Below are 13,695 nucleotides of genomic sequence, written 5' to 3' on the forward strand. Positions count from 1 at the left end.
ACCGTGCATGCATTTCACACAGCCTGGGCCATCGTCCGATTCAGCCGCTTCAGACTCGAGCGGGCGACACGTTGAACTCGCTGGGCTCCTCAAAGATTCCCACCAGTACGCACTTGCCGGCCTTGCGGATCAGATCGATCGCGAGCTTGGCCGTGTTTTTGTTGCCGATGCATTCGAAGCTGACGTCTGCCCCACCTCGGCCCATGAGTTGCTCACGTAAAGCCCTCTGCCTGCTCAGTCCTTGAGCGATTTGGGTATCGCAATACGGCTACTGGTCTTAACCTCGCGCAAAGCCAGACTGGACTGAATGGATGCAATACCTACCTGACGCCTGAGTACCTGCTCGATAAAGTCACTGTAGCTATCAAGATCCTCTGCCAGCACTTGCAACACGTAATCGGCATCCCCAGTGATCTTGTGACAAGACAACACCTCGGGCAATTGCGCAATCACCGCCTCGAAGGCGTCCGGAGCATGATCCGCATGGGTCGAAAAACGGATGTGCACGAACGCCATAATGTCCAGCCCTAGCATGCGTCGATCAAGATTGGCCTGGTAGCCCTTGATTACGCCCGCCTCCTCCATTCTCTTACGCCGTCGCCAGCAAGGCGTCAGGCTTAACGACAGGCGCTCACTGAGCTCGGCGTTGGAAATGCTCGCATCTTCCTGCAGCAACGTGAGTATCGCCAGGTCGGTCTCGTCAAGGCTGATGCGTTTGGATGATTTTTTCTGCATTACGCCATTCCTGAGTAAAAACGCCCGAATAATCTAGTAAACCATGAAAACAAAGCAAAGAAAGCGCGTCCCGGCCGGAACAGAATATTTGCACTGGCTCACATTAACGGATGCGCAGAATGTTTACAGTTTTCAGTGATTCCCATCGCTTGCACCACGGCACCGAATTGAAAGACGGTGTGCTCAAGCCGTCGTTTGAACAGCCCAGTCGGGCCGATACTGTCCATAACCGCGTCAAGCAGGTAGACCTTGGCCAGATCGTCGAACCGCGAACATTTGACCGGTCGTGTTATGTCAATGCGCACAGCGAGCGCTACGTCAGTTTTCTGGAAAGCGCCTGGTCAGAATGGTGCGCGACTGGACGCACCCACGATGCCCTGCCGCTGGTATGGCCAGTGCGCGACCTGTCCAACGAGCAAGTCCCGACGTTCATCGACGGCAAGCTCGGTTTCTACGCCATGGACGCCGGCTCCCCGATTACCGCCACCACTTGGCAAGCGGTAAAAACCAGTGCAGACATCGCCCTCACCGGCCTGGCGCTGATCGATGAAGGCCACGACAGTGCCTTTGCCCTGTGCCGTCCGCCCGGCCATCATGCAGCGCGTGAATACATGGGCGGCTATTGCTATCTCAACAACGCCGCCATTGCTGCACAACAGGCCATTACCCAAGGCGCCAAGCGTGTTGCAGTACTGGACGTCGACTTTCATCACGGCAACGGCACCCAAAACATTTTCTACGGGCGCAGTGACGTCATGTTTGTCTCGCTACACGGTGAGCCGACAGTGTCCTATCCGTACTACTCAGGCTTCAGCCACGAAGTCGGCACAGGCCACGGCGAAGGTTACAACCTGAACTATCCGCTGCCGAAGAACACCACCTGGGAAAGCTACCGCAATGCCCTGCTCCACGCCTGCAAGAAACTCCAGCAATTCGCCCCTGAAGTGCTGGTTATTTCACTCGGCGTCGACACGTTCAAGGACGACCCGATCAGCCACTTCCTGCTGGAAAGCGAAGACTTCATCGGCATTGGCGAGCTGATAGCAGGCGTCGGCTGCCCCACCCTGTTCGTGATGGAAGGCGGCTACATGGTCGATGAAATCGGGATCAATGCGGTCAACGTGCTGCATGGCTTCGAGAGCAAACGCGCCTGAGCCATCCCCTGCCCTACAGCATTTCAACTACTGAATCGGAAAATAAAAACATGACTCTCTTTATCGATGTCGATCATGCCGCACGCCTGTTCGCCAAGGTGGGTATCCGTCGGGCAATCCGCGAGATGGCCACATACATCGAAGCTGACTATTCACGCTGGGCGCAGTTTGATAAGTCGCCTCGCAGCGCCAATCATTCCGCCGACGGTGTGATCGAGTTGATGCCCACCGACGATGGCCAACAGTACTCGTTCAAATACGTGAATGGCCACCCGGGCAATGGTCAAAGGGACTTGCTGACCGTGATGGCTTTCGGCGTTCTCGCCGATGTCCACAGTGGCTATCCAACCTTGCTCAGTGAATTGACGCTGACCACTGCCGTGCGCACCGCCGCGACATCCGCGCTGGTCGCGCAGTCCCTGGCACGCCCTGGTGCAAGCATCATGGCAATCATCGGCAACGGCGCTCAAAGCGAATTTCAAGCCCTCGCCTTCCACGAAATGCTGTCGATCAGGGAAATCCGCATTTTCGATATTGATCGCGACGCGTCACTCAAGTTGAAGCACAACCTGTCGGCATTCCCGGGTATTGAAGTGATTCTGTCCAGCTCTGTACAGGAAGCGGTCAAGGGCGCGCACATTGTCACTACAGTCACCGCCGACAAGGCTTATGCGACGATTCTGACGCCCGAGATGATCGAACCCGGCATGCATATCAACGCTGTCGGTGGTGACTGCCCGGGAAAAACCGAACTGCACGCCGAGATCCTGCGCAACGCCCGGATCATCGTTGAATTTGAACCGCAAACCCGGATTGAAGGCGACATTCAACAACTGGAAGCCGACTCGCCCGTCATCGAGTTTTTCCGCATTGTGCTGGGCGAAATTCCGGGGCGCGAGAATGACGCCCAAGTCACTGTGTTCGATTCGGTGGGTTTTGCTCTCGAAGATTTTTCGTCACTGCGCTACCTGCACGACCTGGCGCGAGAGCACGGGATCGGCGAACGCATCCACCTAGTGCCGACACCCGCCAACATAAAAGACCTTTACCAGTTGCTTGATCAGCAACCCGCTAAACCGGCGCGTCTGCGCACAGCCAACTGATAACCGTAGGTGATGCCTCTGAGCTGTGTGCCAAAGGGGCCGCTCACCGCCCTGTAAGCCCCCAAAACCACCACCATCAGTAGCCGTTGCACCTCTAACAACAACGCTAGACACCGACTTTCTGCCAAAACTCAAAAACATAAAATCAAGAGGTTTTGTAATGAAATCTACTCCGTCCGAGCGGGTTGAACAGCCCGCGCTGCAGCGCACGCTCAGCAATCGTCACATTCAGTTAATGGCCATGGGAGGTGCCATCGGTACAGGTCTGTTCATGGGTTCCGGGAAGATCATTGCTCTCTCAGGCACGTCGATCATCCTCATTTATATGATCATCGGGATGTTCGTCTACTTCGTCATGCGCGCCATGGGCGAACTGTTGCTCTCCAACTTGAACTTCAAAACCTTCGCGGATTTTACCGGTGCCTACCTTGGCCCGCGAGCGGCATTCTTCCTCGGCTGGTCGTACTGGCTCAGCTGGAGCGTCGCGGTGGTGGGCGATGCCGTAGTGGTCGGCGGATTCTTTCAGTACTGGTTCCCCGATGTACCCGCCTGGATCCCGGCCATCGGTATGTTAATGACGCTGTTCGCCTTAAACGTACTGACCGTGAGGCTTTTTGGTGAAGTGGAGTTCTGGTTCGCGATCATCAAAATCATTGCCGTCATCACCCTGATTGGCGTTAGCCTGGTGATGATTGCCAGCTCCTTTGTATCACCCAGTGGCGTTACTGCATCCCTGAACCACCTGCTGGATAAACAGGCAGCCTTCCCCAACGGCCTGTTTGGTTTCTTTGCCGGATTCCAGATGGCAATCTTCTCCTTTGCCGGCACCGAGATGATCGGTACTGCAGCCGCCGAAACTCGCTCCCCCGAAAAGACTTTGCCTAAAGCCATTAACTCGATTCCGCTGCGAATCATCCTGTTTTATGTGCTGGCACTGGCCTGCATTATTGCGGTGACTTCCTGGCAACAGGTTTCGCCCAACAAGAGCCCTTTCGTCGAACTGTTTCTGGTTGCAGGGTTTCCCGCAGCAGCAGGTATCGTCAACTTTGTGGTGCTGACGTCTGCCGCCTCATCGGCCAACAGTGGCGTATTTTCATCCAGTCGCATGCTGTTTGGACTGGCCAGTCACGACAATGCTCCCGGGATTTTTCGGCATTTGTCGGGTAATAGCGTGCCTCTGCTGAGCTTGGCGTTTACCACACTGTTGATGCTGGCGGGGGTACTTTTGCTGTTCATCGTTCCGGAGGTCATGACAGCGTTTACCATCGTCTCTACCGTGTCGGCGATCCTGGTGATTTTCACTTGGTCGACCATCCTCGTGTCGTACATTGCCTATCGCAAAAGCCGGCCCGACCTGCATGCGCAATCAACCTACAAGATGCCTGGCGGCGTGCCGATGGCCTGGTTCGCTTTGGCGTTTCTAGGCTTTGTCCTCTGTTTGCTGGCATTAAGACCTGACACCCGTATTGCCTTGATGGTCATGCCTGGGTGGTTCATATGGTTGGCCATTGCCTATCAGCTGACCCACACCTGGAAGCCCAAACCCGGTTTTGGATCGACAAGCCAGTACAGATGATGTTCACCAGGAGCTTTTGGGTGCCGATGCAGTGAAACGCGTTAGATCGACGTGGTATTTGTGGGTCACCTGCAGGTCGAAAAGCTGCAAGCGATGGATGGCCTGAAACGGCTTTTTTTCATGAAAAAACAAGCGCCCCGAACATATCGAGGCGCTTGTTGGAACCATGGAAAGACATCAACTCATCCAGTTGCCACCGTCGACATTGTACGTCTGAGCTACAACGTACTCGCTCTCAGATGACGCGAGAAAAATAGCCATTCCCGTTAGATCATCTGCTGTGCCCATTCGCCCAAAAGGCACCTCCTGCCCCACCAGCCTTTTCTTTTCACCCAATGGCCGATTCTCATACTGGGCGAACATTGCATCGACGCCATCCCAGTGCTCACCGTCCACGACCCCTGGCGCGATGGCATTCACATTGATCCGGTGCTTGATCAGATCCAGACCTGCCGATTGAGTAAGGCTGATAACGGCTGCCTTGGTTGCGCAATACACACCCACAAGCGCCTCCCCTCTCCTGCCTGCCTGACTGGCCATGTTGATGATCTTGCCACCATGCCCCTGGCTGATCATCTGTCGGGCCGCTGCCTGCAGAGTGAAAAGCGTTCCTGCAACATTGATCGAAAACAGGCGCTCGTAACTCTCACGGGTGATATCGACAATGGGTGCAAGATCGAACAATGCGGCGTTGTTGATCAAAATATCCAGCTTACCCGTCTGCGCTATCACGGCGGCAATGGCATCATCGATAGACGCCTGATGGGTAACATCCATCTCGACAGCGTAAGCATTTGGCCCAAGCTCGGCGGCCGTAGCCCGGGCGCGCTCAAGATTGATGTCAGCGATGGCGACTGTTGCCCCTTCACTGGTATAGGCCTGCGCAAAAGTACGTCCAATGCCTCGGGCGGATCCAGTCACCAGCGCGCTTTTACCTTCTAGTCGTTTCATAGATTGTTTATCCGTTTCTAAAAACTGGGTACGCCCAACCGAGGGCATTGGAATGGCTTGGAAATCAGGCAGCGAGACGCGCCCACGGCCCTACAGCTTTCCCGTGCTCGTCGAACAAATGGCAATGCAGAACATCCAGCGCAACCCGTCGCTGCTCTCCATAAGCGACATCACAGTCGCCATTTACTCGCACGGTAAGTGCTTCGCCGGACTTGGCGACGACGTGACAAAAGGTGCAGCAACAGGGCTACCGAAGGGCTGACCAGAAACCAGCCCGGGTTGGCCAGCCGGCTTTTACGTGGCGGCGCCGGGATATCCATTGTGCTTTGAGAGTCGAGGTATTCATGGCGATCACAACCGATTGAGTACAGGCCTACGAAGATCCAGTGTGGGAGCGGGGTTGCGGGTTACTTGGGATAACCCGCGCGCTTCATTTCACACTCGGTGGAGGTCTGTGCGGCAGCGAGTGCTTGATCAACCGACATCTGCCCAGTGAGAGCCGCCGAAAACAACTTCCCTACGGAAGTCCCTATCGCCTGGAACTCGGGAATGGTGACGTATTGGATGCCGACGTAAGGAACAGGCTTGATGGATGGATGCGCAGGATCTGCGTGCTGCATCATCTGCAAGGTCACTTGCGCGAAAGGCGCGGCCTTCAAATAGGCCTCGTTGTAGGTGGACTGTCGGGTGCCAGGCGGCACATTGGCGATGCCATCTTTTTCTGCGACCAACTGAATGTATTCTTTCGACGTAGCCCAGGTGATAAAGGCTTTTGCGGTGTCTTTGTGTTTGGAGGTTGCCGGTATTGCCAGCGACCACGCATACAGCCATGACGAACCTTTGTCGGTGACCTCAGTCGGTGCAGGAGCAAAGCCCACACTGTCGACGACCTTGCTCTGCTCTTTGTCGGTGGTGAACGAGCCCGCGACGCTGGCATCCACCCAGATCGCGCATTTACCACTGTTAAAGAGGGCCAGGGTTTCGTTGAAACCATTGCTCGATACGCCTGGCGGCCCGAACTTCTTGAGCGTATCAACGTAGAAGTGCGCCGCTGCAGCCCACTCGGGGCTGGACAGCTCCGGCTGCCACTTTTCATCGAACCAACGTGCACCAAAAGCGTTGGCCATGGTACTGAGCAGTGCCATGTTCTCGCCCCACCCCGCCTTGCCGCGCAGGCACATGCCGTACAGGCCTTTATCCGGCTGGTGCAGCCTGGATGCAAACTCGCCGAGCTGCGTCCAGGTCGGATGTTCCGGCATGCTCAAGCCTGCGTCCTTGAAAAGGTCGGTGCGGTAATAGGTGACTGTGCTTTCGCCATAGAATGGCAATGCGTAGAGCGTGTTGTTAACCGATAAGCCTTGGCGGACAGAAGGAAATATGTCCTCCAGGTCATACTCCGGTGACAGCCCGGTGATTGGTTCGAGCCAGTTTTTGGTGCCCCACAACGGTGTTTCGTAGGTGCCAATCGTCAGTACGTCGAACTGGCCACCTTGAGTGGCGATATCGGTAGTCAGGCGCTGACGCAGAACGTTTTCTTCCAGCACCACCCAATTGAGCTTCACATCGGGATGCTGCTGTTCAAATATTTTCGAGAGCCGTTGCATGCGGATCATGTCGCCATTGTTCACAGTGGCAATAGTCACTGTTTCGGCGGCTTGACTGACGAGGGCGAAGGACAGGCCAGCGGAAAGGAAAAGCGCTTTCGGGATTCTCATCGTGGTGCTCTCCGCTCCGCGCCTTGGACGACGGGAACTCTTATTTTTGTTGTTAACCACCGCTGGGCAATTACAGCTTTGCAGCAATGGGGGGACGATTTGATTACAGCACCTTGAAATAGCCCCGACAAACGCGCAGAAGACGGCAAACTGATACTTTTTTAACCCGGCCAGTGAAGCCTTCCCGGAATCAAAAAAGTATCACCGACACGCAATCCTGAACTAGCAAGCGCCTGCGCACAGGGCGTATGTTGTTCGCATACAAACAAGAAATAACAATCTGGGTTCAGCCATGACTGATAGCCGAACAGCGCTTTTCGAACAGCGCCCCGCCGAACTGGAAGTCATCCTTCCCGAGCCCGATCATTGCTTTCGCTGGTATGAGCACGACTACCCCTACTCCCTCGCTCGCTGGAACCACCATCCAGAATTCGAAATTCATCTGATCCGCCAAGGCAGCGGCAAGCTCGTTGCGGGTGATTACATCGGTGCATTCGGCGCCGGTCACGTAGCGTTTATCGGCCCTGACCTTCCACATGATTGGATAGGCGATCTGAGGCCCGGCGAGTTCTTGAAGGGGCGCGACGTTGTGCTGCAATTTGATGGTGCAGCCATTCTGGCTTTGCGCAGCACGATGCCTGAATTAGGCGATCTTCAGCACCTTTTTGAACGGGCGCGCCGTGGTTTGGAGTTCACCGGAGCAACCGCAGCACAGGCGGCTCGATTGATGGAAGACATCGGCCCTGCGCAAGGGCTTGAGCGCCTGATTTTTTTCTGCAGTTGATCAACACGCTAATGAAAGCACCGACCCAGGACGTCCATACGCTGGCCAGCGCTTGCTACGCGCCTACCCTGGACGACCGAAGTTCTGAACGCATCCACAAGGCCTTTGACTACCTGTTGACTGAGCTCACTGGCGACATTCGCCTGTCGGTGATCGCTCAGCAGTTGGAAATGAGCGAGCCCGGCTTTTCGCGCTTCTTCAAACGGGTAACCGGCCATGGCTTCATCGACCTGATGCGTAAGCTCCGGGTACAGCGCGCATGCCGACTATTGTTGCAAACAGAGATGTCCGTGGCGGACATCTGTTTTGAAGTTGGCTATGAAAACATTTCCAACTTCAACAGACACTTCCGCATCGAAATGGAACAGACACCGAGTGAATATCGTCGCGGAACGGCGATGAACCTGTTCAATCGCAACGGTCTCCACGCCTCTCCCGGACACGACGTTAAGTTTTTTCTCGGCCAGAGTTGACGCCAGCCCACCGTTGGACGGCGATAGTGCCCACTTATTTTTATAAGTGGGCACTATCCCGCGCACTGACATCGAACCCTTGCGCAGTGGACAAACTCCAGTCTGAGCGCTGCCGGTGCGGCCCCGTGACACGAACGTTCCAGGGTTTCGTCAATAACGTCCCCCTTACATCAACGGAATCGTATAACTCACGATCAGGCGATTCTGATCCTGGTCGCGAGCGATATCGCTTCGGGACATCGCGTTACGCCAGCCGAAACCCACGTTCTTCAATGTGCCACTCTGGATCACATAGTCCAGAGCGATATCGCGCTCCCATTCGGCTGCGTCCTTGCCACTCGCAGTCTTGATACTATCGCCCTTGAGGTACATCACCGATGCCTTCAAGCCTGGAACGCCAAGCGCTGCGAAGTCGTAGGCATACTGCGCGAATGCCGTGCGCTCACCCGCCTGGATGAATGTCTGAATGGTGCGGTCGGTGTAGAGATAAAGGCTGGCACCCGCTTCGCCTTTATCCACCAGGCCGCCCTGATTGAGTTGCGCAAAGTTGCTGCCATCCGAAACGCTTTGATACTCCGCCGTAATCGCATGGCCGCCCAACGAATAAATGAATGCCGCGCTCCACGTATCGTTGTCAATTTCACCGCTACCGTCTTTGGTATAACCGCCGATCTTGTAGCCACTGGTGCGACCGGCCACGCTGCTGTTCTTGCCATCGGACGTGGTCTTGAAATAGCGCAGGTCGGTTTTCAGCGACCCGTACTCACCCAGCGGCAACACATGCAGCAAACCGGCGAAGTGCTGCTGGTAATAGTCTTCGAGATTGGCGTAGTAATACTGGGCGGTCAGGTCTTTGGTCAGTTTGTAATCGCCACCGGCAAAGATGAATTTATTGCTTTCCCGGGTACCGCTCGCGACAGCCAGACCTGAACTATCGCTGGAAGCACGTCCGGTGGCGTGTTCAAGTTGACCGGCGGTGAAGGTCAGATTGTCAATTTCATTGCTGGTGACTTGTCCACCCTCGAAGGTTTGCGGCAACAGGCGGCCATCGTTGGAGACCAGAATCGGCAACTTCGGTTGCAAGGTGCCGTAACGCAGTTCAGTCTTGGAGAAACGCATCTTGGCAGTTGCACCGACACGACCCCATTGGTCCGCAGCCTGGTCACCGTCGTTGGGAAACATTGAGCCGCCGACGTGACGACCTGTGCCACTGTCGAGCTTCAACCCCAGCAGACCGATAGCGTCCAGACCGAACCCCACGGTGCCGTCGGTAAACCCGGATTGATAATTGAGCATGAAGGCCTGCCCCCATTCCTCAGTCTTTGAAGGCGCGGCGGCACCATCACGGTTATCGTTGTTGAAATAGAAATTGCGCAAATTCAAGTTGGCTTTGCTGTCGTTAATAAAATCGGCAGACGCCAAGGGACTCAGGGCAATACTCAGGCCGCCGGTCAAAAAACTTAATACTTGAAATGTGGCTTTCATCAGGACGAACTCCAGCGCGAAACCTATGTTCCGGGCAGATTAAAAAGGCAGCAGGAAGCACTCGGCCAATCAGGCGATTGGCCAATGCGTTAAATAATCATCAAAAAAAGTCGCCAATCAACAGAGAGAGATGTTGGTTAAAACCTCCGAAGAACCCTGTCAGAAAAGTGCCTTGAAAGTCCCTGTATTGTCAGTCGATCAATCCATGAGCGTCATAAAACGGATACGGTCCGGGGTACTCACCAAACACGACGTTATGGGTCACCAGAGCCTGCGCATGCCAGCGATGCAGCAGATAACCGGGCGGTTCCAGATTGAAATGTGCCGGGGCGGTTTGCTGTAGATCCAGCACCACTTGATGTGAGATACCGGGGCACACACAACTCAGGCTGCCACCGAAACGTCGCTGCATCGGCCGATGCAAATGCCCGCACAGCAAACGCTCCACCTGCGGGTGGCGGGCAATGACCTGCTCCAGCGCCGATGCATTGATGAACGGCTCGCGGTCCATATGGCCAATGCCGCTGATAAACGGCGGGTGATGCAGAACCAACAGTGTCGGTGCATCGGGACGACGCGACAGTTGTTCATCCAGCCAGCGCAATTGGCTGTCCAGCAACTGACCGCCATGGGCATCGGGAATGGTCGTGTCCAGACCGATAAGCCGCAACGGATACTCCTCAACCACCCAATCCAGTGGCGTACCGGCGGATATCGGTAAGTAGGTGTGATCGGCAAATGCTGCCCTCAGATACTCGCGTTTGTCGTGGTTGCCGGGCACCAGGTAGAAAGGTATGCACAATCGTGCGAGTTCGGAGCGCAACACGGCATATTCATCTGGACGACCGAAGTCCACCAGGTCGCCACTGATCACAACGATGTCGGGGCGCGGATCACTGGCATTCAAATGATCAATAGCGCGACGCAACGCGCCAAGGGTATCGACGACACCATAAGTCAGACGCTGCCCCGCTTTAAGGTGCAGATCGCTGAGCTGCGCAATGAGAAACGGACGGTTCAAAATAGGCCTCTAAAAGCAAAACATCACGATTGCAGGGTGAACAGCACTTGTGGCTCGACGGCCAAGGCAATCAGCGCGCCAGGTGCGTGGATAACGCCATCGGTGCTGTCCACCAACAAGGGTTGTGCGGCGCCGACATCAACCAACAAACGGCTTTGGGCACCCTGAAAAAACTGCCCTACCAGACACCCGCGCAGATGCCCCTGGCTGTCCATCACCCGCAGATGCTCGGGGCGGCAATACACAGTGGCGGGCAGATTGTCGCCATTCCATGGCAATTCACCGCCACTGACTTTCAAGCCATGGGACGTGCGCTCGATCACCGGGAACGCATTGAGGTTTCCCACGAAACTGGCGACGAAAGCGTTGGCTGGTTGCTGATAGATTTCTCTCGGGCTGGCCAACTGCGCGACGCGACCGCGCTCCATGACCAGGATGCGATCGCCCAGCGCCATGGCTTCACCCTGATCGTGGGTGACGAACACTGACGTAATTCCCAAACCGCGTAACAGCTGATCCAACTCGCTGCGCAAGCGTTCACGCAATTGAGCGTCCAATGCAGCCAAGGGTTCGTCGAGAAGCAACACCCGAGGTCGGGGTGCCAGGGCGCGGGCCAGGGCGACCCGCTGGCGCTGACCGCCGGACAACTCATGAATGCTGCGCTTGCCGTGATCCTGCAGCCCCACCAACTCCAGCAATTCTGAGCAACGCTTGTTGCGTTCGGCGGGTGACAGGCCACGAATTTTCAGGCCATAGACGATGTTGCCGGCCACATCCAGGTTCGGAAACAACGCGTAGTTCTGGAACACCATGCCCACGTCGCGACGCTCGATAGGCAAGTGCGTGACGTTACTGTCGCCAAAAAACACTTGCCCCACGTCCGGTCGCTCCAGACCGGCGATCAAACGCAAGGTAGTGGTTTTACCGCAACCCGAAGGGCCGAGGATCGCCAGGGTTTCCCCTGCTTCGACGGTCAGGTCCAGATCATGTACGGCAACGGTGCCATCGGAGAATGCCTTGCGGCAACCCTCCAGGCGAATGGTGGTTCCGGTCATCGTTTTTCTCCACGGGAAAGACGGGCGCTGATGGCCTGCAATGCAATGAGTTGCGGCACGATCATCAACAGGAATATGAGCGTGTAGGCGCTGGCGACTTCCAGCCTGGCCGAGGCGTAGCTATCGGCCAGCCCCACCGGCAATGTCTTGGTCAGCGGGGTGTGAAGCATCCAGGTCAGGTTGAACTCACCCAGCGACAGGGTCACAACCATCAACACCCCGGCGAGAATCCCCGCTCGGCAGTTGGGCACCACCACACTGAAGAAACGCTGGAGCGGCCCGGCCCCGAGGCTGGCCGCCGCCTCCTCCAGAACCGGCAGATGCTGGCGCTGCATCACCGCCATCACTGGGCGCACCAGAAAAGGCAGGGTGAACAACACATGGCCAACGAGAATGAACAACCAGCTGCTTCGAAACCCACCGAACTGACCATAGGTCAGCAGTAATGCCAAAGCACTGGCCAGACCTGGCATCGCCACCGGCAACACCATCAACTCCTCGAACGCGCGGCTGAAGCGGTTGTTCATCCGTACCAGCGCGTAAGCCGCTGGTACGCCAACCACACAGACACATAGCGCACAGGCCGCAGCCAGTTGCAGTGATAGCCAGACGGTCGGAGAGTAGGCCTGCCAGACTTGCACCAGCCAATCGAACGTCAGCCCGCTTGAAATCCCCTGGAAGTAATTACGCGTCAACCCGGCCAACAGCGACATCAGCACGGGCACCAACATGAACGCGCAGACCAGCAAGGTAAAAGCCAGTTGCCCGACAAACAGCGTTGAGCGTTTCACAAGAGCGTCCTCGATTGTTTGACCAACCGCCGGGCCAGCAACAGCACGGCCCAGGTCAGCGCGCCCAACACCACCGACAGCGCAGCGGCCACGGCGAAATTGGCGTAGTTGGTAAACACGTTGTAGATCGCCACGGGAGTCACGTTCAGCCGAGTGCCCAGAGTGAACGCCGTACCAAATGCCCCCATAGAGGTTGCAAAGCAGATCGCCCCGCACGAGATCAATGCCGGCGCCAAACCGGGCACGATGACATCGCAGACCACTCGCCAATGACCCGCTCCCAGTGAATGGGCGGCTTCCTCCAGGCTGCGATCCAGGCTTTCGCAAGCAGCCATCACCGTAAGGATCACCCGCGGAATCGAGAAGTACAGGTAGCCAATGCACAACCCCATTAATGAATAAGCAAAAATCCAGCGCTCACCCGCCAGCTCAAGGCCAAGGGTGGCGAACAACCCTTGGCGACCGGCCAGCAGAATCACCAGGAAACCGACCACCACGCCGGGAAACGCCAGCGGGAAGGTCAACAAGGCGACCAATGCCGAGCGGCCGAAGAAGCGCTGGCGAGCGAGAAACACCCCACTGATGCCACCCACCAAGAGCGCCGCGAGGGTCACCACAAGTGCAAGAATGCAGGTCTGCGCCAGACTGCCCAGATATTGTGCGCTGCTAATTACTTGCCAATAGCCGCTCTCGCTGCCATCGCGACTTTGCCCACCCAGCACAATCAGATGCGCCAGTGGCAATAACCAGAACGCGAACAGCACCGTTGCTGCCGGCGCCAGCGACCAGGCAGCGGTCGGCCGCAGGGACGGGACGATGGCCTGCCACGCAGGTACTTTCCGAGTGATCACT

12 protein-coding genes and 3 pseudogenes are annotated in these 13,695 nt (G+C 56.3%); 5 read left to right on the forward strand and 10 right to left on the reverse strand.

Annotated elements, in window-relative coordinates; all coding sequences use genetic code 11:
* Positions 1-70 precede the first annotated feature (70 nt).
* Both BK658_RS06485 and BK658_RS06490 read right to left on the reverse strand, forming a co-directional pair.
* Positions 71-211: pseudogene (locus BK658_RS06485) on the reverse strand (zinc-binding dehydrogenase); the annotation flags it as partial.
* A 23-nt stretch (positions 212-234) separates the two neighbouring features.
* The gene (locus BK658_RS06490; protein WP_123581588.1) at positions 235-735 is read right to left on the reverse strand and encodes an Lrp/AsnC family transcriptional regulator; all 501 of its coding nucleotides are present in this window, start codon (positions 733-735) and stop codon (positions 235-237) included.
* A gap of 119 nt (positions 736-854) precedes the next feature.
* On the opposite strand from BK658_RS06490, the gene BK658_RS06495 reads away from it, so the two are divergent.
* The 3 genes from BK658_RS06495 (at position 855) to BK658_RS06505 (ending at position 4,568) form a co-directional block, all read left to right on the forward strand.
* A complete protein-coding gene (locus BK658_RS06495) occupies positions 855-1,889 on the forward strand; it encodes a histone deacetylase family protein (protein WP_123581589.1) in 1,035 nt (344 codons plus the stop codon).
* Positions 1,890-1,939: 50 nt separating this feature from the next.
* Entirely contained in the window at positions 1,940-2,992 is a 1,053-nt protein-coding gene (locus tag BK658_RS06500; protein WP_123581590.1) for an ornithine cyclodeaminase, read from the forward strand.
* Positions 2,993-3,152: 160 nt separating this feature from the next.
* Positions 3,153-4,568 (forward strand): amino acid permease, encoded by a 1,416-nt coding sequence (locus BK658_RS06505; RefSeq protein ID WP_123581591.1) that lies wholly within the window; start codon positions 3,153-3,155, stop codon positions 4,566-4,568.
* 177 nt (positions 4,569-4,745) lie between these two features.
* Here the strand turns inward: BK658_RS06505 and BK658_RS06510 are convergent, their stop codons facing one another.
* A complete protein-coding gene (locus tag BK658_RS06510; RefSeq protein ID WP_123581592.1) occupies positions 4,746-5,519 on the reverse strand; it encodes an L-iditol 2-dehydrogenase in 774 nt (257 codons plus the stop codon).
* A gap of 52 nt (positions 5,520-5,571) precedes the next feature.
* Here BK658_RS06510 and BK658_RS29930 point away from each other — a divergent pair, with 52 nt between their 5' ends.
* Positions 5,572-5,781, forward strand: a complete 210-nt coding sequence (locus tag BK658_RS29930) for a hypothetical protein (RefSeq protein WP_185019797.1) — start codon at positions 5,572-5,574, stop codon at positions 5,779-5,781.
* Here the strand turns inward: BK658_RS29930 and BK658_RS30285 are convergent.
* Both BK658_RS30285 and BK658_RS06515 read right to left on the reverse strand, forming a co-directional pair.
* A pseudogene (locus BK658_RS30285) lies at positions 5,756-5,865 on the reverse strand (sugar ABC transporter permease); the annotation flags it as partial. The gene BK658_RS29930 and the pseudogene BK658_RS30285 sit on opposite strands and share 26 nt — an antisense overlap.
* A gap of 61 nt (positions 5,866-5,926) precedes the next feature.
* A complete protein-coding gene (locus BK658_RS06515) occupies positions 5,927-7,234 on the reverse strand; it encodes an ABC transporter substrate-binding protein (protein ID WP_123581593.1) in 1,308 nt (435 codons plus the stop codon).
* A 292-nt stretch (positions 7,235-7,526) separates the two neighbouring features.
* Between BK658_RS06515 and BK658_RS06520 the strand changes: the two are divergent.
* Positions 7,527-8,491 (forward strand): annotated as a pseudogene (locus BK658_RS06520) (cupin domain-containing protein).
* 165 nt (positions 8,492-8,656) lie between these two features.
* Here the strand turns inward: BK658_RS06520 and BK658_RS06525 are convergent.
* The 5 genes from BK658_RS06525 to BK658_RS06545 all read right to left on the reverse strand — a co-directional run bounded on the left by BK658_RS06525 (position 8,657) and on the right by BK658_RS06545 (position 13,694).
* Positions 8,657-9,976 carry an OprD family porin gene (locus BK658_RS06525; protein WP_123581594.1) on the reverse strand — a complete coding sequence of 440 codons (1,320 nt, stop codon included), beginning with the start codon at positions 9,974-9,976 and terminating at the stop codon, positions 8,657-8,659.
* Positions 9,977-10,166: 190 nt separating this feature from the next.
* Positions 10,167-10,997: a phosphodiesterase gene (locus tag BK658_RS06530; RefSeq protein WP_123581595.1), complete on the reverse strand. Its 831-nt coding sequence runs from the start codon at positions 10,995-10,997 to the stop codon at positions 10,167-10,169.
* 23 nt (positions 10,998-11,020) lie between these two features.
* The gene (locus BK658_RS06535) at positions 11,021-12,052 is read right to left on the reverse strand and encodes an ABC transporter ATP-binding protein (protein WP_123581596.1); all 1,032 of its coding nucleotides are present in this window, start codon (positions 12,050-12,052) and stop codon (positions 11,021-11,023) included.
* The gene (locus BK658_RS06540) at positions 12,049-12,843 is read right to left on the reverse strand and encodes an ABC transporter permease (RefSeq protein ID WP_123581597.1); all 795 of its coding nucleotides are present in this window, start codon (positions 12,841-12,843) and stop codon (positions 12,049-12,051) included. Before BK658_RS06540 ends, BK658_RS06535 begins: the two co-directional genes overlap by 4 nt.
* The gene (locus tag BK658_RS06545) at positions 12,840-13,694 is read right to left on the reverse strand and encodes an ABC transporter permease (protein WP_123581751.1); all 855 of its coding nucleotides are present in this window, start codon (positions 13,692-13,694) and stop codon (positions 12,840-12,842) included. Before BK658_RS06545 ends, BK658_RS06540 begins: the two co-directional genes overlap by 4 nt.
* Between the last annotated feature and the right edge of the window lies 1 nt (position 13,695).

Origin of the sequence: Pseudomonas brassicacearum (assembly GCF_003732175.1) — a bacterium.
GTDB classification, from domain to species: domain Bacteria; phylum Pseudomonadota; class Gammaproteobacteria; order Pseudomonadales; family Pseudomonadaceae; genus Aquipseudomonas; species Aquipseudomonas brassicacearum_G.

Coding starts and splice junctions, on each gene's coding strand:
- BK658_RS06490 (WP_123581588.1), bottom strand. CDS start 735: ATGCAGAAAAAATCATCCAAACGCATCAGCCTTGACGAGACCGACCTG.
- BK658_RS06495 (WP_123581589.1), top strand. CDS start 855: ATGTTTACAGTTTTCAGTGATTCCCATCGCTTGCACCACGGCACCGAA.
- BK658_RS06500 (WP_123581590.1), top strand. CDS start 1,940: ATGACTCTCTTTATCGATGTCGATCATGCCGCACGCCTGTTCGCCAAG.
- BK658_RS06505 (WP_123581591.1), top strand. CDS start 3,153: ATGAAATCTACTCCGTCCGAGCGGGTTGAACAGCCCGCGCTGCAGCGC.
- BK658_RS06510 (WP_123581592.1), bottom strand. CDS start 5,519: ATGAAACGACTAGAAGGTAAAAGCGCGCTGGTGACTGGATCCGCCCGA.
- BK658_RS29930 (WP_185019797.1), top strand. CDS start 5,572: ATGGCTTGGAAATCAGGCAGCGAGACGCGCCCACGGCCCTACAGCTTT.
- BK658_RS06515 (WP_123581593.1), bottom strand. CDS start 7,234: ATGAGAATCCCGAAAGCGCTTTTCCTTTCCGCTGGCCTGTCCTTCGCC.
- BK658_RS06525 (WP_123581594.1), bottom strand. CDS start 9,976: ATGAAAGCCACATTTCAAGTATTAAGTTTTTTGACCGGCGGCCTGAGT.
- BK658_RS06535 (WP_123581596.1), bottom strand. CDS start 12,052: ATGACCGGAACCACCATTCGCCTGGAGGGTTGCCGCAAGGCATTCTCC.